Annotated in this window: 15 protein-coding genes; 10 read left to right on the plus strand and 5 right to left on the minus strand. The window is 38.0% G+C overall.

What is annotated here, in order from left to right:
• Positions 1–93: 93 nt before the first annotated feature.
• The 6 genes from H4K35_RS11355 to H4K35_RS11380 all read left to right on the plus strand — a co-directional run bounded on the left by H4K35_RS11355 (position 94) and on the right by H4K35_RS11380 (position 6,259).
• Complete coding sequence (locus H4K35_RS11355; RefSeq protein ID WP_182628053.1) at positions 94–1,239, plus strand: TlpA disulfide reductase family protein; 1,146 nt, start codon at positions 94–96, stop codon at positions 1,237–1,239.
• A 455-nt stretch (positions 1,240–1,694) separates the two neighbouring features.
• Positions 1,695–3,200 carry a succinate CoA transferase gene (locus tag H4K35_RS11360; protein WP_182628055.1) on the plus strand — a complete coding sequence of 502 codons (1,506 nt, stop codon included), beginning with the start codon at positions 1,695–1,697 and terminating at the stop codon, positions 3,198–3,200.
• Positions 3,201–3,312: 112 nt separating this feature from the next.
• Positions 3,313–4,158, plus strand: a complete 846-nt coding sequence (locus H4K35_RS11365) for a substrate-binding domain-containing protein (RefSeq protein ID WP_182628057.1) — start codon at positions 3,313–3,315, stop codon at positions 4,156–4,158.
• Between the two features lie 20 nt (positions 4,159–4,178).
• The gene (locus tag H4K35_RS11370) at positions 4,179–5,120 is read left to right on the plus strand and encodes a transglutaminase domain-containing protein (protein WP_182628059.1); all 942 of its coding nucleotides are present in this window, start codon (positions 4,179–4,181) and stop codon (positions 5,118–5,120) included.
• Between the two features lie 19 nt (positions 5,121–5,139).
• Positions 5,140–5,523 (plus strand): DUF423 domain-containing protein, encoded by a 384-nt coding sequence (locus H4K35_RS11375; protein WP_182628186.1) that lies wholly within the window; start codon positions 5,140–5,142, stop codon positions 5,521–5,523.
• 43 nt (positions 5,524–5,566) lie between these two features.
• Positions 5,567–6,259 carry a DUF4369 domain-containing protein gene (locus tag H4K35_RS11380; protein ID WP_182628061.1) on the plus strand — a complete coding sequence of 231 codons (693 nt, stop codon included), beginning with the start codon at positions 5,567–5,569 and terminating at the stop codon, positions 6,257–6,259.
• 42 nt (positions 6,260–6,301) lie between these two features.
• Here the strand turns inward: H4K35_RS11380 and H4K35_RS11385 are convergent, their stop codons facing one another.
• On the minus strand, positions 6,302–7,633 hold the full coding sequence (locus H4K35_RS11385; protein WP_182628062.1) for an NCS2 family permease: 1,332 nt from the start codon (positions 7,631–7,633) through the stop codon (positions 6,302–6,304).
• Between the two features lie 90 nt (positions 7,634–7,723).
• Complete coding sequence (locus H4K35_RS11390; RefSeq protein ID WP_182628064.1) at positions 7,724–8,692, minus strand: zinc-binding alcohol dehydrogenase family protein; 969 nt, start codon at positions 8,690–8,692, stop codon at positions 7,724–7,726.
• A gap of 176 nt (positions 8,693–8,868) precedes the next feature.
• Between H4K35_RS11390 and uvrA the strand changes: the two genes are divergently transcribed.
• Both uvrA and H4K35_RS11400 read left to right on the plus strand, forming a co-directional pair.
• Positions 8,869–11,703 carry an excinuclease ABC subunit UvrA gene (uvrA, locus tag H4K35_RS11395; RefSeq protein WP_182628066.1) on the plus strand — a complete coding sequence of 945 codons (2,835 nt, stop codon included), beginning with the start codon at positions 8,869–8,871 and terminating at the stop codon, positions 11,701–11,703.
• Positions 11,704–11,710: 7 nt separating this feature from the next.
• Complete coding sequence (locus tag H4K35_RS11400) at positions 11,711–12,433, plus strand: TIGR00730 family Rossman fold protein (protein ID WP_182628068.1); 723 nt, start codon at positions 11,711–11,713, stop codon at positions 12,431–12,433.
• Between the two features lie 35 nt (positions 12,434–12,468).
• On the opposite strand, the gene H4K35_RS11405 is transcribed toward H4K35_RS11400, so the two are convergent.
• From H4K35_RS11405 to rlmD, 3 genes are all read right to left on the minus strand, one after another.
• Positions 12,469–12,852 carry a hypothetical protein gene (locus H4K35_RS11405; protein WP_182628070.1) on the minus strand — a complete coding sequence of 128 codons (384 nt, stop codon included), beginning with the start codon at positions 12,850–12,852 and terminating at the stop codon, positions 12,469–12,471.
• 193 nt (positions 12,853–13,045) lie between these two features.
• Complete coding sequence (locus tag H4K35_RS11410) at positions 13,046–13,756, minus strand: hypothetical protein (RefSeq protein ID WP_182628072.1); 711 nt, start codon at positions 13,754–13,756, stop codon at positions 13,046–13,048.
• 250 nt (positions 13,757–14,006) lie between these two features.
• Positions 14,007–15,419, minus strand: a complete 1,413-nt coding sequence (gene rlmD, locus H4K35_RS11415; protein WP_182628074.1) for a 23S rRNA (uracil(1939)-C(5))-methyltransferase RlmD — start codon at positions 15,417–15,419, stop codon at positions 14,007–14,009.
• A 449-nt stretch (positions 15,420–15,868) separates the two neighbouring features.
• Here rlmD and pfkA point away from each other — a divergent pair, with 449 nt between their 5' ends.
• A complete protein-coding gene (gene pfkA / locus H4K35_RS11420) occupies positions 15,869–16,855 on the plus strand; it encodes a 6-phosphofructokinase (protein WP_182628076.1) in 987 nt (328 codons plus the stop codon).
• Positions 16,856–16,882: 27 nt separating this feature from the next.
• On the plus strand, positions 16,883–17,884 hold the full coding sequence (gap, locus tag H4K35_RS11425; RefSeq protein WP_182628078.1) for a type I glyceraldehyde-3-phosphate dehydrogenase: 1,002 nt from the start codon (positions 16,883–16,885) through the stop codon (positions 17,882–17,884).
• The last annotated feature ends 5 nt before the right edge of the window (positions 17,885–17,889 follow it).

The raw sequence follows: 17,889 nt of genomic DNA on the forward strand, positions 1-17,889 counted from the left end.
GTGGAATATTAACGAATTTATTAACGCCACATCGTTTTGAGATAATGATTTTATTAATACTTTTACAAGAACGTAAAATTATAAATCATTACTATGAAGAAATTAGCAGTTGTTTTGCTAGCATTAACTATGTTTTCTTGTAAGCAAGATAATACAATTGAGATTACTACGAAGGATGTCGCTGACGATACAAAAGTAGAAATCATGACTTCAGAATTGGGTAATCCATCTCCAACTGTTGTTTATACGGGAACTGTAAAAGGAAATAAACTAGTTTTCGAGAACCCTTTTACTGAATTAGAAGAAGCTTATATGGTGTTGGGTGGCGAAATGAATACAAATGTGTTTTTCATTGGTGAGCCAGGGCATATTACTATTTCATATACAAAAGACGAGCCTACTGAAACAGTTTTAGGTGGAAGCGAGAATAACGTAAAACTACAAAAACTACAAGAAGAGGTTAAACCTACTGTAATTAAGCTTAGATCGTTTATTGACGAAAATCAAATGAAATTGATGCAATTGAGTCAATCGACAGAAGAAGCTGACCGCACAGCGTTGGAAGCGTTGCAAAAAGAGTATATGGGCTACGTGGATAGTATCAATGAGGTATATACAAAGTATTTGAAAGATAACGAAAACACGGCTTTCGGGTTATTATTGCTTTCACAGCAAATGATGTCTTCTCAAGATGACGAAATGGACTTCGTAAAAGAGTTTGACAAGTTTTCTGCTGAATTAAAAGAATCTAAAGTAGGAAAAAAAGTAGATGCAATGCTAAAAATGATGGGCTTATCTGAGGACGCTGCTGGATTGAAAGTAGGGGATATCGCTCCAAACTTCACAAGCAAAACTCCAGAAGGAAAAGACCTTTCATTAGAGGAATTCAAAAAAGGAAAAAAATTAGTTTTAATTGATTTCTGGGCATCTTGGTGTGGTCCTTGTCGCGTAGAAAATCCAAATGTAGTAAAACTATACAACGGATTTAAAGACAAAGGATTGGATATCATCGGTGTTTCTTTAGACAAAGACAAAGATAAATGGGAACAAGCAATCGCAAAAGACGGATTGGTTTGGGGACAGGTGTCTAATTTACAGTTCTGGAATGACGAAATCGCTGCTGAATACGGCGTAAAAGCAATTCCTGCAAACTACTTAATCGATGAAAAAGGACAAATTTTAGCGATTAACTTATACGGTGAAGAATTGTACCAAAAAGTGGAAGAACTTTTAAAATAATAGAACGACAACTCAAGGAGTCGTTTTTAATTCTAATATTCAACAGCAGTAGATTTCTACTGCTGTTTTTTTTTGGACCTTTTTCCGAGTGTAAGTCGCTGATTGCGCCTAATTATCCGATTGCCACCAACAGGCAAGCAACTCCGTTCAAGATGAAAAACTGTTAAAAAACAAAAAAATACTTGGTGTTTTTCTCTTTTTTTGCGCAGATTGAAGAGGTTTGAAGACGAAAAAATAACAATCGTAAAAAACACAGAAGAAAGTCTTTTGCTTTTTGGGAAGAATACTTGGGTTAAATTATCATTTTCGTTTTATGGTCTTAAAATATTATGTCTGTCGTAAATATTTTATGATAATTACGATATATTATCGTATAAATTACCGGAAGGGTTATATACATATCAAATATTAATAAAAAAGCTCTATTTTTAAGGAGCTAATTAAACAAATGAGAAATGACAACAGAAGATTCTAATTTGGACAGAATCAAATTCGCTCCATATAGAGATCGAATTCTATCTGCAGAAGAAGCAGCCTTACTAATTCACGATAAAGCCATAGTAGGGGCGAGTGGATTTACCAAAGCAGGAGATAGCAAATCCGTTTTACCTGCTTTTGCTCAACGAGCAGCAAATGAAAAAGTAGCAATTACCTTAATTACAGGGGCTTCATTAGGACAGACAACAGATGCCGATTTGGCAAAAAATAATGCGTTAATCCGCAGAATGCCCTTCCAAGCAGATTCGGATTTAAGACACGCAATCAACAGTGGACAGGTCAAGTATATTGATCAACACCTGAGCGAAACAATTGAACAATTACAAGAAAGACATATCCCTCAAGTCGAAATTGCGATTATTGAGGCGACCTATATTACCGATCAAGGATTTATTATTCCAACAACTTCAATCGGAAATTCGGCCTATTTCGCCAGTGTAGCAAAAAAAATCATCATTGAGGTTAATACAGCAATTCCGTTGAGTGTTGAAGGGATTCACGATAACAGTGTGCCAATCAAACAACCACGAAGAGAAATTATACCTATTCACACGGTAAAAGACCGCATTGGAGAGTCATTTATTCGATTGGACCCTGATCGCGTAGTAGCTGTTGTATTTTCTAGTATTGAAGATACACCTGCTATTTTGCCTGAGCCAGATGTGAAGACAACTGCCATCTCTACGCATTTATTAAATTTCTTCGAAGAGGAAGTGAAAAAAGGAAACTTGACAGAATCTCTATTGCCCTTGCAAGCGGGAATTGGAAAAGTAGCTAATGCTGTATTGACTGGGTTTATCGAAGGGCCTTTTAAGGATTTAACAATGTATTCTGAAGTGCTTCAAGACAGTACTTTTGACCTAATTGACGCAGGGAAAATGACTTTTGCCTCAGGTTCGTCTATTACGGTTACAGAAGCTTGTTATGAGAAGTTAATCCACAATTTTGATCGTTATAAAGACAAATTAGTGTTGCGTCCGCAAAACATTAGTAATGCGCCAGAAGTGATTCGTCGTTTGGGAATTATAGCTATCAATACTGCCATTGAGTTTGATATCTATGGAAACGTTAACTCTACACATATTGGAGGGAATAAGATGATGAATGGTATTGGAGGTTCTGGAGATTTTGCGCGAAATGCCTACCTGAGTATCTTCGTGACCCAAGCGGCTTCTAAAGAAAATAAAATTTCACACGTTTTACCTATGGTTTCCCATGTGGATCATACGGAACACGATGTGGATATCTTAGTGACGGATCAAGGACTAGCAGATTTACGCGGACTATCACCACGTGAACGCGCAGAAGTTATTATTGAAAATTGCGTGCATCCAGAGTATAAAGATGAGTTAAGAGCCTACTTTGAACAGGCCAAAGAACTGGGCGGACATACGCCTCATATTTTGGAAGAAGCCTTTAAATTTCATACACGTCTAAAACAAACAGGCTCGATGAAACCCTAGCCATTTAAATCTCTACAAAACTTGTAGAGATTTTTTTTTGTTGACACCATTTTGCGAGTCATTGAAGATACTTTTTATTATCTTAGCAGTAAAATGACTAGAACTTACAAAAATGAAAGCAGTTAGAATAGTGGGAGTACCCGAACACTTTAATTTACCTTGGCACCTATGCATAGAAAATGGAGAATTCGATGAAGCTGGAATTGATTTGCAATGGGAAGATATCCCAGAAGGAACAGGGAAAATGTGTCAAATGTTACGCCAGAATGAAACTGACTTAGCTATCATTTTATCCGAAGGAATTATCCGAGATATCGCAGCGGGAAACCCTACGATTATTCTACAAGAATATGTTGCTTCTCCTTTGTTATGGGGGATTCACGTTGCCGCAGATGCGCCTTTTCAAACCGTTGAAGACCTAGCGCATAAGCGCATTGCTATCAGTCGATTCGGATCGGGTTCTCACCTAATGGCTATCGTACATGCCAAACAAATGAACTGGAATATAGATCAACTCGAGTTTGTTGTGGTAGATACGTTAGATAAAGCTGTATTAGCCCTGAAAAATAGAGAAGCCGACTATTTTATGTGGGAACGCTTCATGACTCAACCCTTGGTAGATCAACATATTTTTAGGAGAATTGGTGAATGCCCAACCCCTTGGCCCTCGTTTTTACTGGTGGGAAATCAAAAATTTGTAGCCGAAAATCAAGGACTCGTTTCTCACATCCTCGAAATTATTAATGCAACCACCGAAGAATTTAAATGGATTCCGAGTATCGATCGCACATTAGCTGAACGCTATGATCAAAAAATTGAAGATATTCAACTTTGGCTTTCCTTGACGCGTTGGTCGCAAAAGCAACTATCAGCCGCAAATTTCAACAAAATACAACAACAATTAATGGACCTCCAATTAATTGAAAAACCAAAAAAATACGAAGAAGTCAAGATGTAATTTTTTTTGCTGAAAACTAAATGAACAACCAAGAAGTACAAATTATAAAAAAGAAGAAAAAATGGTATGAGTACCTGAGAATTCCTTCTCCATGGGACAAAATCATTATTTTTATATTAAACGTACTACTTACTATTCCCGTATTTATTATCGTTCACCAAAATGTAATTGACCCCGAATGGCCTTGGCAGCTCGATCGTATTTTGTTGGGATTAGCAATTTTGGCGCTGTTTCAGTTTATTTTATCAAAACTGAAAACCATTTTGTTTATTTGTATCATCGCTTATTTAGGGATCTTTTTTATAGGAACATCTCACGAAGATTATGATCTCGAATCTATCTTTGAAGATTATCGCGTCATGATCTATGCCATGGCAAGTACTCAAAATCCACAAGATCTGATTATCTCTAAACTTTTGCCCTTTCCAAATAAATCAAAAGTGATTAAAGCCATTGAGTACGACAATCCGAAAGTGAGAAATTTTGCCCTATTAGCAACAACCAAAAACTTCTCTAAAGTACAAGGGTATGGTGAATATCGACAAATTATACAGTGCTTAGCCATATTTAAAGAAGTGCGAACCCGTTGGAACTACGTTAATGACCCTAAAGGAAGAGAGTATATTGCCACAGCTTCTGAGTCACTTATGCATTTCTCTGGCGACTGTGATGATTATTCCATCCTGATGGCTGCCTTGATTCGCTCTATTGGTGGAACACCGCGATTGATTCACACCAAAGAACATATGTATCCCGAAATGCTCATCGAAAATAAAGCTCACCTTGAAAAAGTGATTTTCCTGATTAAAGAGGTTTTGTTTAAAGAAGAAAGCCAAGGAAAAGAAGTACATTATCACGTGGATGAACGCGGTCAGATATGGCTCAATCTCGATTATACCGCTCGCTATCCTGGTGGACCTTTTATGTCTGAAGAGATTTTAGGACAATTGACGTTAAATTAAAAATATAAAAATAAACATGATAGACAGTATCAATACAACCCCTTTACTCGCTGGAAGCATCTTTGGTGCTCTAGCTATTATCTTTGGCGCTTTCGGCGCACATGCGTTAAAAAAACACATGGATGCAGAACGTTTAGAAAGTTTTGAAACAGGAGTAAAGTATCAAATGTACCATGCCATTCTGTTGATTCTCATCGGAATTTTACCGCAAACTGAACATGTGTATTACGCTGCTAACCTGATTATCATCGGTGTGATTCTGTTTTCTTTTAGTATCTATGGATTGGTGCTGAGCGCTACTTTTGGCAAGAAAATAAAAATACTAGGTCCTATTACGCCTATAGGAGGATTGTCCTTAGTTGCAGGATGGATTATGTTGTTTGTTTCCTTTTTATCCTTGTAGGTGTAAGGACAGACTAATTGTTTAATATCGTAAATATAAGGCTATGAAAAAATATAAAATGGGGCTGTTCCTAGGAATTGCTTTGGCGTTAACCGCTTGTAATTCAAAAACTAATTTTGAAATTACGGGTTCATTGATTAATGTACCTGATGGGACTTATGTATACTTGAATCAAGTAGGCAATGCGCAAGACGAAACGGGAGTTAAACTTGACTCCATGGTCGTGCAAGGTAATGTGTTCCGATTTGAAGGAAAAATTGATCAACCTACGTTAGGCTACTTATCCTTTCAAAATCAAAAGGGAAGAATTCCGCTGTTTATAGAAAGTGGAAAAACGGAAGTCAATATCAACCAAGATAACTTTACTTCTTTTGCGCTAAAAGGAACGGAAAACAACGAAGTGTTGAGTGAATTTGAACGCAATTTAAGTTTGTATAAATACAATTTATTGAGCTACCAAGGGCAACAACAAAATGCCTATATGGAAGCCCTACAGAACAAGGATGAGGAAAAGATGAATCAGATTGTAGCTACTTATAAAAAACTACAAGACGATCAGAATATCTTTGTTTCCAACTATTTAGAGCAACACAAAACATCATTAACGGCTTTGTACTACTTGTATTACACGAGCGGTGATGATTTAACCCAGCTGACCGAGGTATATGAAAGTCTGTCTGAAACAGATAAGCAATCAAACCTAGCGAAACTTGTTGCTGATAAATTAAAGAAGTAAAAAAAACAGCCCTAAACTACACTGCAGTTTAGGGCTGTTTTTTTATAAGGCATCCAGAACTATTTTAATCAAAAATAGGAGGGATAAAATATAAAGTGTTGGACTGACGTCCTTGTGTTTTTGTGTTCCAACTTTGAATAGTGTAAAACTAAGCATACCAAATACAATACCTTCAGCAATGCTGTAGGTAAATGGCATAAAGACGATGGTAATAAAAGCAGGTAAAGCTTCAGAGAAATCGCTAAAGTCGATATTGACCACCGAACTGATCATAAACAACCCTACAATCACTAGGGCAGGCGCTGTAGCTGCAGCAGGAATGATTAAGAATAGGGGCGCTAAGAAAATGGATAAGGCAAACATACAAGCCACGCTTACTGCTGTTAATCCTGTGCGTCCACCTGAGGCAACTCCAGAGGCACTTTCCACATATGAAGTGACCGAACTCGTACCAAGTATAGCCCCAAAAGTCGTTCCCAAAGCATCCGTTAAGAGCGCTTTCTTCATTTGAGGAAAATTCCCCTCTTTATCTGCAATACCCGTTTTAGAAACCACGCCTATTAAGGTACCTATGGTGTCAAATAGATTGACAAAGAGAAAGGTAAAAACGACAACGACCATATCAATAGAAAAAACGCTGTTTGCCGTTTCCGGTGAGAACAAGAATGACAAGGCTTTTCCAAAAGTAGGTTCCATCGAAGGAGGAGCAGTAAGTAAACTTGACGGTAGCTGCACATCACCAAGAATAAACCCGAAAAGTGTAGCCACAACAATGCCGATTAAGATGGCACCATTGACATTTTTTATCAACAAAATACCCGTTACCAACAGCCCTGCTAGGGCAATCCATACACTGTGTTGACTAAAATCACCTAATGTAACCAGCGTATTGGGATTACTAACCACAATGCCCGCACTTTTTAATCCAATTAAGGTAATGAATAATCCAATGCCCACAGGAATTGCTTCTTTTAAGACTTTAGGTATGTTTTTGACAATTAACTCCCTAATGTTGAATAGGGTCAAAACGAGAAAAATCAAACCTGCCAGAAATACACCAGTTAAGGCAAATTCCCAACTATACCCCATTGTTAGTACGACTGTATAGGCAAAAAAGCTGTTTAATCCCATACCAGGTGCTTGAGCAATCGGCAGTTTTGCCATGAATCCCATCAAGAGAGTTGCGCAAACCGTAGCGAGGGCTGTGGCCATAAAAACCGCTTGTTTGTCCATGCCCGCATCTGCGAGAATATTGGGATTGACAACCAAAATATAGGACATCGTTAAGAAGGTGATAACCCCAGCCATCAGTTCCTTGCGGATGGTGGTGTTGTGTTTACTTAACTGAAAGTAATTTTCTAAAAAGATCTTCATCGTATGATTCATTTGCTGGCAAAAATAGCGAGTTTTTGCGAAAACAAGGGCAAGAGTTTTCTTTAGTTTGTGGCCTTATTATGTGTGGATTTACAAGGTAATGACCAAACGTGTGCCTGGATCTAAGGCTTTGTTCCACACTTGTTCAATGGCTTCCACAGGATGTACTTCTGTTTGAATATGCAATTTACCACGAGCAGCGAGTAAAAACATTTCAGGCAGAATTACTTTGTTGAAGACAATGAGTTCTTCCTTGGTAAGACTGCCGAATCCAGAACCCATCAGTTGAATATCTGTACTTCTTAAAATGGCAGAAGTCAACTGGATTTCTTTGCCGGCCATATCACCTGCAGTAACTATTTTTACTGTAGAAGATTGGTGATGAATATCGTTGCCTTTAAAGGCATTGAGGATAGACTGAAAAGGCTTGCCCCATAAATAATCAATCACCACATCGATAGGTGTAACTTGGTGCATGGCTTTAATTTGATCTTCTAATTTTGTATAGTCCTCAGTGAGTACCAGGGTTTGAGTAGCTCCAAAGGCCTTTAATTGCTCTAGGATAGCCTGATTACGTCCCGTTACAATGATTTCTTTTGCCCCATAGTGTTTGGCAATTTGCACGGCAATTTGACCAGTAACACCAGTTGCGCCATTGAATAAAACATTTTGTCCTTCTTGTAAACGCGCGCGAATGATCAAAGGCATTGCAGATCCCAGAATTGCATTGGGTAAAGCCGCCGCTGTTGCATCGTCTAGTTCTTTGGGTACAGGGGTGTAATTGCCTGTGATAATCGCGTGTTCCGCTATCATACCCGTAATTCCTTGTCCGTATACCCGAGTTCCATCTGCTAAATAGCCAACCCCGTCATTGCCTACTACGGCAGGTAAATGGGTGTAACTAGCATAGTGCTTGCCGCTTGTTCGAGCTTTATCTAAGTTCTTTACCGCCGCCGCCGTTACGCGGATGGCGTATTGTCCTTCTTCTTGTACCGTTGGTTGTTCTATTGTGCCAAATTTGGGAACTTGACCCAACTCATATAATAGGGCTCCTTTCATCGTATTCATTTTTTTCGAGATAAAAATACGATTTTTAAAAGTAGAACGGATGCTTTGAGGGAATTAATAATCAAGACATTCCCGCTGTTAAATAATGCTAAATCACCGCAAAACATTAGAACAGCAGATTACATAAAACAAGATTAATACGTATCTTTGTTTTTTTGCACAAAATTATGTCTAAAGTAGAAGATTATATAGAAGTTTTAGGAGCTCGCGTTCACAATCTAAAAAATATTGATATCCGCATTCCACGAGAAAAGCTCGTTGTAATAACCGGTTTGTCGGGTTCTGGAAAATCGTCTTTAGCCTTCGATACGATATATGCAGAGGGACAACGCCGCTATATTGAGACGTTTTCTGCCTATGCAAGACAATTTTTAGGCGGTCTAGAACGTCCAGATGTGGATAAAATTGATGGGCTATCTCCTGTAATTGCAATCGAACAAAAAACGACGAATAGAAGTCCGCGTTCAACCGTTGGAACAATCACTGAAATTTATGACTTCTTGCGCTTGCTTTACGCAAGAGCAGGTGAGGCGTATAGCTATAATACCGGTGAAAAAATGGTCAGCTATACTGACAATCAAATCCAAGAATTGATTCTAAAGGATTTTGACGGAAAAAAAATAAATATCTTAGCACCTGTGGTTCGTTCACGAAAAGGACACTATCGCGAATTGTTTGAGCAAATTGCCAAACAAGGATTTTTGAAAGTGCGCCTAGACGGAGAAATTAAGGATTTAGAATACGGCATGAAAGCCGATCGATATAAAACCCACGATATCGAAATAGTAATTGATCGCATGGCGATTGATACCAATGAACAAACCATTCAGCGCTTGGCTGAAAGTATCCAAACTGCCATGTATCACGGCGATGATACCCTTGTTGTTTTGGATCAGGAATCGCAAGAAGTGCGCTTTTTTAGCCGCCACCTCATGTGTCCAACTTCTGGAATATCCTATGCCAAACCCGAGCCTAATAACTTTTCCTTTAACTCCCCAAAAGGAGCCTGTGAATCGTGTAATGGACTGGGAACAATACATGAAATTAACCAACATAAAGTAATTCCAGATGCATCAATTTCCATTAAAAAAGGTGGTTTAGCTCCCTTGGGCCCTGAAAAAAGTACTTGGATATTTAAACAATTGGAAACGATCGCTCAGCGCTATAATTTCAAATTGTCCGACCCCATTCAGGATATACCCAAAGAAGCTATGGATGTCATCCTACATGGAGGACAAGATAGTTTTACTGTAGAACACAAAGTTGCAGGAATTTCTAAGAATTATAAAATAGATTTTGAAGGAATCAACAATTTCATCAAGAATCAGTTTGAAGAAAGTGAAACAGCATCCATCAAGCGATGGGCAAAAGAATATATGGACGAAATTGACTGTCCTTCTTGTCAGGGTACCCGCTTGAGAAAAGAAGCGTTGTACTTTAAAATTGCGGATAAAAATATTGGAGAACTCATTCAAATGGACATTGAGCATTTGATTCTATGGTTTGCTGATATTGATGCTAGACTTTCTGAAAAACAAAAGAGCATTGCAGAGGAAATCCTTAAAGAAATCAATACGCGTTTGTCGTTTTTGAAAGATGTTGGATTGACCTATTTATCTTTAAACCGAAGCTCGAGAACCCTGTCAGGAGGAGAAGCACAACGCATCCGTTTGGCTACGCAAATTGGTTCTCAATTGGTGGGCGTTTTGTATATTTTGGATGAACCGAGTATTGGGTTGCACCAACGCGATAACGAACGCTTGATTAAATCGTTGGAATCGCTACGCGATATTGGAAATTCCGTTCTGGTGGTGGAACACGACAAAGACATGATCGAACGCGCAGATTTTGTGATTGATATTGGACCGTATGCTGGAAAACGCGGAGGTAAAATTATCAGCACTGGAACGCCTCAAGAATTGTTGAAAGAACATACGCTAACGGCTCAATATTTGAATGGTGAATTGGAGATTGCTGTTCCAAAAGAACGCCGAAAAGGCAATGGTAAGAAAATAAAATTAGAAGGAGCAACGGGAAACAACCTAAAGAATGTTACCATTGAAATTCCATTAGGTACACTAACTTGTGTGACAGGAGTTTCAGGTTCAGGAAAATCAACCTTAATCAATGGAACACTTTATCCAATCTTGAATACGCATTTCTTTAACGCCGTGACTAAATCACAGCCTTATAAAAAGATTAGTGGATTGGAGCATATTGACAAGGTAATTGGAATTGATCAAAGTCCAATTGGACGTACACCTCGATCTAACCCAGCAACCTATACCGATGTGTTTTCTGATATTCGAAATTTGTTTGCACAAACAACCGAAGCTTCTATTCGCGGATATAAGCCTGGGCGATTTAGTTTTAATGTCAGTGGAGGCCGATGCGATACCTGTGAAGGATCGGGGGTACGCACCATTGAAATGGGCTTTTTACCCGATGTTTACGTCGAGTGTGAAACTTGTCAAGGCAAGCGATTTAACCGCGAAACACTGGAAATTAGATATAAGGGAAAATCAATCTCCGATGTGCTGGAAATGACTGTGGCAGATGCAACAGAGTTTTTTGAAAATATACCGAAGATCTACCGCAAACTAAAGACGATTAACGATGTGGGATTGGGGTATATTACCTTAGGTCAACAAAGTACAACCCTGTCAGGAGGAGAGGCACAGCGCATTAAATTGGCAACAGAATTGTCAAAAAAAGATACGGGAAATACCTTCTATATCTTAGATGAACCCACTACGGGCTTGCATTTTGAAGATATTCGCGTATTGATGGAAGTAATCAATACTCTCGTGGAAAAGGGGAATACCGTATTGATTATCGAACACAACCTCGATGTGATTAAACTCGCCGACTATATCATTGATATAGGGTACGAAGGTGGAGCTAATGGAGGCGAAGTACTCGCCAAGGGAACACCTGAGGAAATAAGTAAAGTTAAGAAGAGTTATACTGCTCACTTTTTGAAAAAAGAGCTTAAAAAATAATTGAATTATGAAAGAAAATTTAGGAAATGAAGAGGAGAAAATCCAAGAAAAATTCAAGCAAAAATCTTGGACAGAGATAAAGACAAACGATTCATGGGGAATCTTTAAAATCATGTCTGAATTCGTTAATGGATATGAAAAGATGGGACGTATCGGTCCTTGTATTTCTATCTTCGGATCAGCAAGAACCAAAAAAGAGGATCCTTACTATAAATTAGCTGAAGAAATTGCTTTTAAGGTAAGTAAAGCGGGATATGGTGTAATTACAGGTGGTGGTCCTGGAATTATGGAAGCTGGAAATAAAGGTGCACATCTTGGACAAGGGGTATCTGTAGGATTGAATATTGAATTGCCTTTTGAGCAGCACTTTAATCCCTATATTGACAGTGATAAAAATATTCAGTTCGACTACTTTTTCGTGCGTAAAGTAATGTTTGTTAAGTACTCACAAGGATTTGTTGTTATGCCAGGTGGCTTCGGAACACTAGATGAATTGTTCGAAGCAATCACCCTAATTCAAACCAAGAAAATCGCTAGATTCCCAATTATTTTAGTAGGAACTGACTTCTGGGGCGGCATGTTGGAGTGGATTAAAAAAGTGTTGTTAGACAAATATGCAACGATATCACCAGAAGATATGAATTTAATCCAATTGGTTGATTCGGCAGATGAAGTGGTGGAACGCATTGATGCTTTCTACAAGAAATATACATTGAAACCAAATTTTTAGGTGTATACCCTATAGGTTAAATGCAAAAGGGATTATCACCATGTGATAATCCCTTTTGTATTTGTAGCATTGTGTTCTCTCTCATATTGTTTTGATTTTTCAATACTTCCTGCCTCATCTAAATTTTTCAGCCCTTCTTCCGAACTAAATTCTTCAAGAAAGAGTTTCAGTTCCTTTAAATCAAGTTCGTCAATGGCTTTTCTGTTTTTGGGGTCATTGTAATCATAGGGATCTTCTAAATCATTAACAAAACCATATTGATGAAAAAGGGTTTCCATTTGAACAATTTTTGCTTGATAGAAATCTTCTGTTAATTGATAAGGATGTTGAAGGTTTTTGGGGGCAGCTTCTTGTTCTTCTTTGCTACAGCTGGATAGGAGTAAGGCAATAAGCCCAAATCCGAGTACAAATCTTTTCATTTTTTTTTAAAATTTTAAGCTGTTGTGATAGCAAGGTCATTTCAACGTTGCTGTTCTTCAAGTAATAAAGGCTATAAAGATTAAAATTTGGAAAACTAGATGAAAGGCATACCTCAATAATTAGTTTATTTATTGAGGTATACCAACTATTGGATTGATGAAATCCTGTTTTATCTAGTCTTCTAGCTTTGAATTAGGTTCTAAAACTTTCGACACTGCCTGAACCATTTCTATTGAATCTAGCATACATTGTAGCTGTAGCTGTTTGTCCATAAGCTTTTACTTTACAATCAACATTGATACCTCCTTTATGATCGTAATAATCTTGCCCTGCATTGGGATAAAAGGGAATGATGTGATGACCATTTACCTGTTCAAAATGAACATTGTTATTGTTGTAATTCGCGTTGGCACTGATAAAGGTAATGGTTTCATTGTCTTTGATGGAAAAGTTTATACTTGAAGTAGATGAACCAATAATGGCACTACTGTGACTTCCAGTAACATTATAGGAGTTAACGGCTCTGTTCAAGATATCTTGACTAGGAATTGGGTTGTGTTCTCTCGCATATTGTTTTGATTTTTCAATACTTCCTGCCTCATCTAAATTTTTCAGCCCTTCTTCCGAACTAAATTCTTCAAGAAAGAGTTTCAGTTCCTTTAAATCAAGTTCTTCAATGGCTTTTCTGTTTTTGGGGTCATTGTAATCATAGGGATCTTCTAAATCATTAACAAAACCATATTGATGAAAAAGGGTTTCCATTTGAACAATTTTTGCTTGATAGGAATCTTCTGTTAATTGATAAGGATGCTGAAGGTTTTTGGGGGCAGCTTCTTGTTCTTCTTTGCTACAGCTGGATAGGAGTAAGGCAATAAGCCCAAATCCGAGTACAAATCTTTTCATTTTTTTAAAATTTAAGTTATTATGTACAATTTGTCATTCAAAAAACAGACCTGTTTTTTGCGCTTATTTCAAAAACATCCTTCTTCGCGAAGAAATACTTCTTTTGTTGATGTGTTTGGTGGGTTATAGCGAGAAAATGATAGTGTAGAGGCTTCTTTTTTAGAACTAGTGTAGAAGAGTGAATCATCTTGGGTATAAAAAAAGGAGTATCTCAATAAGAGATACTCCTTTTTGGGTGTGCTTTTTAGTATTATTTTAATTCCAATTGAACCACATTTTCCACGTGATGGGTTTGTGGGAACATATCAACTGGACGAACTTTTGTTACCTTGTATTTTGCGTCTAGTAAAGCTAAATCTCTTGCTTGTGTAGCAGAGTTACAACTTACATAGACAATGCGTTTAGGCGCTACTTTTAACAGCATTTCCACTACGTCTTTGTGCATACCATCACGCGGTGGGTCGGTGATAATTACATCAGGATGACCGTGTGTGGCAATAAACTCATCGTTGAATACGTTTTTCATGTCTCCAACAAAGAAATCACAATTGGTTATACCGTTGCGTTCTGCGTTGATTTTCGCATCGGCAATCGCCTCTGGAACGGCTTCAACACCTACTACTTTTTTCGCCTTTTTAGAAACGAATTGTGCAATAGTTCCCGTACCTGTATACAAGTCAAAAACCAATTCATTGCCCGTTAACTCAGCGTAATCGCGAGTGATCTTGTACAACTCATATGCTTGATCCGAATTGGTTTGGTAGAACGATTTTGCATTGATGCTAAATTTCAACCCTTCCATCTCCTCTAAGATATAGTCGCGTCCTTTGTATAAAACAACATCTTGGTCGTATATGGTATCGTTCGCCTTGCCATTAATCACGTATTGCAGCGATGTAATAGCTGGGAATTTCTCCGCTAAGTGATCTAATAGTAATTCTCTCTCTTTTTTGTTGTCATGGAAAAACTGAATCATCACCATGATTTCACCTATTGAACTCGTGCGAATCATTAAAGTACGCAATAGTCCTTCTTGCTCTCTTGGATTGAAAAAAGAAAGTTGATTTGCATTGGCAAATTCGCGAATCTCATTGCGGATGGCATTGGAAGGATCTTGTTGCAAATGACATTTTTGAATGTCTAAAATCTTGTCCCACATTTTTGGAATGTGAAAACCTAGCGCATTTTCCTTTCCTATTTCATCTCCACTTGCAATCTCTTCTGGCGTTAACCAACGAGCATTAGAGAACGAAAATTCCATTTTGTTTCTGTAAAATAACGTTTTTTCAGAACCTAAAATGGGTTCAAACTCCGGTAATTCTATTTTGCCAATTCGCTTTAAGTTGTTTTGAACTTCTTGGTTCTTGTAAAATAACTGTTGCTCATATGACATATTTTGCCACTTACAACCACCACAAGCACCGAAATGTTGACATACGGGTTCAATGCGATTCTTAGAAAAATGGTGGATTTTTATAGCTATCCCTTCATAATAGGCTTTTCTCTTTTTAACGGTTTGAATATCAACGATATCTCCCGGAACAACATTGGGAATAAAAATAACCTTCCCGTCAGGAGCCTTAGCTACTGAAACGCCTTTTGCACCTGCATCAAGGACTTCTACGTTTTCGAATACGATTCTTTCTGTTCTCTTTCTTTTCATGCCACAAAAATAGCTTTATTTTTTATTCGTAGAATTTTTTTAAGGATTTGTAAAGGAAGTTATTTTTGTATGTAAAGTACTAATATATAAACAGTTATGTCTATGTGGTAATTTTAGCTTTGTAATTTATACTCAATCTAGATTATGTGCTGAGCGAGAAGGGGAATCTTCCTTTGGGACCCTAAGTGGAACTTGGTTTGTATGAATAGGGGATAACGCTCGTTTTTGAGGTGTAAGGTGTTGTATATCAGTTGTTTTTTGTTTGTTTTTTAAACGTTAGTTATGAAATCAATTAACATTTTTTATGCTTGTTAGTTTGATTAAGAGAAGTTTGAGTAAAAAATAATTGATTTTTAACAAAAATATAATAGCAATTAGGCAAATAAATCGCATTTATGGATTGATTTAATCTAGGGTATTGCTTAAATTTACTAAAAAGAAATGCAATTATGAGTAACCTTATAAGAAAGATAGGGGTTTTGACCTCTGGTGGTGATGCACCAGGTATGAATGCTGCAATCCGCGCGATTGTGCGTACTTGTTCCTATCACAATGTGATGTGTGTTGGAATATTTAGAGGCTTTCAAGGATTGGTAGAAGGTGATTTTGAAGTATTGGGGCCTCGTGATGTCAATTACATCATCAACAAAGGAGGCACTATTTTAAAAACAGCGCGCAGTGCTGCGTTCCGCACAGCAGAAGGTCGTAAAGCGGCGTATGACAATTTAAAACAAGCGCAAATTGACGCTTTAATTGTTATTGGCGGTGATGGTAGTTTTACTGGAGCGATGTTGTTGAGTAAAGAATTTGATATTCCTGTGATGGGAATTCCTGGAACGATAGACAACGATATCAACGGAACCAGTCATACCATTGGTTTTGATACGGCCTTGAATACTGTTGTGGATGCAGTAGATAAAATTAGAGATACCGCTAGTTCTCACAAGCGTTTGTTTTTTGTGGAGGTAATGGGACGTGATGCGGGACATATTGCTTTAAATGCAGGTATTGGCGCAGGGGCAGAGGAGATCATTATTCCCGAAGAGAATATGGGATTGGAGCGCTTGCTTGAATCGTTGAAAAAGAGCAAACTCTCTGGAAAATCATCAAGTATTGTGATTGTAGCTGAAGGAGAGAAGTTGGGGAAGAACGTTTTCGAATTAGGAGAATATGTAGAAGAACACTTGCCTGAATACGAAGTGCGTGTGTCGGTTTTAGGGCATATGCAACGAGGCGGAGCTCCTTCGTGTTTTGATCGCGTGCTTGCCAGTCGATTAAGCGTGAAAGCTGTGGAGACCCTGTTGGAAGGAAAAAAGAACTTCATGGTTGGACTAATCAACGATCAAGTGGCATTGACACCCTTAGAACATATTGTGAAAGGACATACGGCTGTGGACGCAGAATTATTGCGCGTGTCCGATATTATCACCATATAATATAACGAATTAAATAAAAAAGCAAAGATGAAAACAAGAGTTGGTATTAATGGCTTTGGACGCATTGGTCGTCTAATGTTAAGAGAAGCAGTAAAGCGTAATGATATAGAGATCGTTGCAGTAAACGATTTAATGGCCGTAGATCAATTGGCCTATTTAATTAAGTATGATTCCGTACATGGTCGTTTTGACGGTACAGTTGAGGTTGTAGATGGGCATTTAATTGTCAATGGAAAAGAAATTCGCGTAACAGCAGAACGCGATCCGTTGTTGTTGAAATGGGATGCCGTGCAAGTGGATGTTGTAGCCGATTGTACGGGCGTTTTTAAAGACCTAGCCGGTGCACAAAAACACATAGACGCAGGAGCGAAAAAAGTGTTGATTTCTTCTCCATCTCCTGATGCTCCTATGTTTGTGATGGGGGTAAATGAAAAAGAATTGAAAGCAACAGATACAATTGTGTCCAATGCTTCTTGTACAACGAATTGCTTGGCGCCTTTGGCAAAAGTGTTAAACGATTCCTTCGGCATCGTCGAGGGATTAATGACGACAATCCACGCAGCTACTGCCACACAATATACTGTAGATGGACCTTCTAAAAAAGACTTTAGAGGAGGGCGTTCGGCTATGGTAAATATTATTCCTGCTTCTACTGGAGCGGCAAAAGCAGTAGGAAAAGTCATTCCCGAATTAAAGGGAAAAATAACGGGGATGTCTATGCGTGTACCGACTGCTGACGTGTCCGTTGTGGATTTAACAGTAAAATTGGCGAAATCTACTTCTTATGATGCCGTGATGGCTGTTTTAAAACAAGCAAGCCAAAACGAACTAAAGGGAATCATGGCCTTTGTTGAGGATGATGTAGTCTCTCAAGATTTCGTTTCGGATACGCATACCTGTATTATTGATTCAAAAGCCGGTATTGCTTTAAACGAAACTTTTTATAAATTCGTTGCTTGGTATGATAATGAATACGGATATGCTGCTAAAATGGTAGATATGGCTGTGTTGTTAACTACAGTAAAGTAATACAA

It is taken from the genome of Myroides sp. NP-2 (assembly GCF_014145665.1).
In the GTDB taxonomy this organism is placed as follows: Bacteria; Bacteroidota; Bacteroidia; order Flavobacteriales; family Flavobacteriaceae; genus Flavobacterium.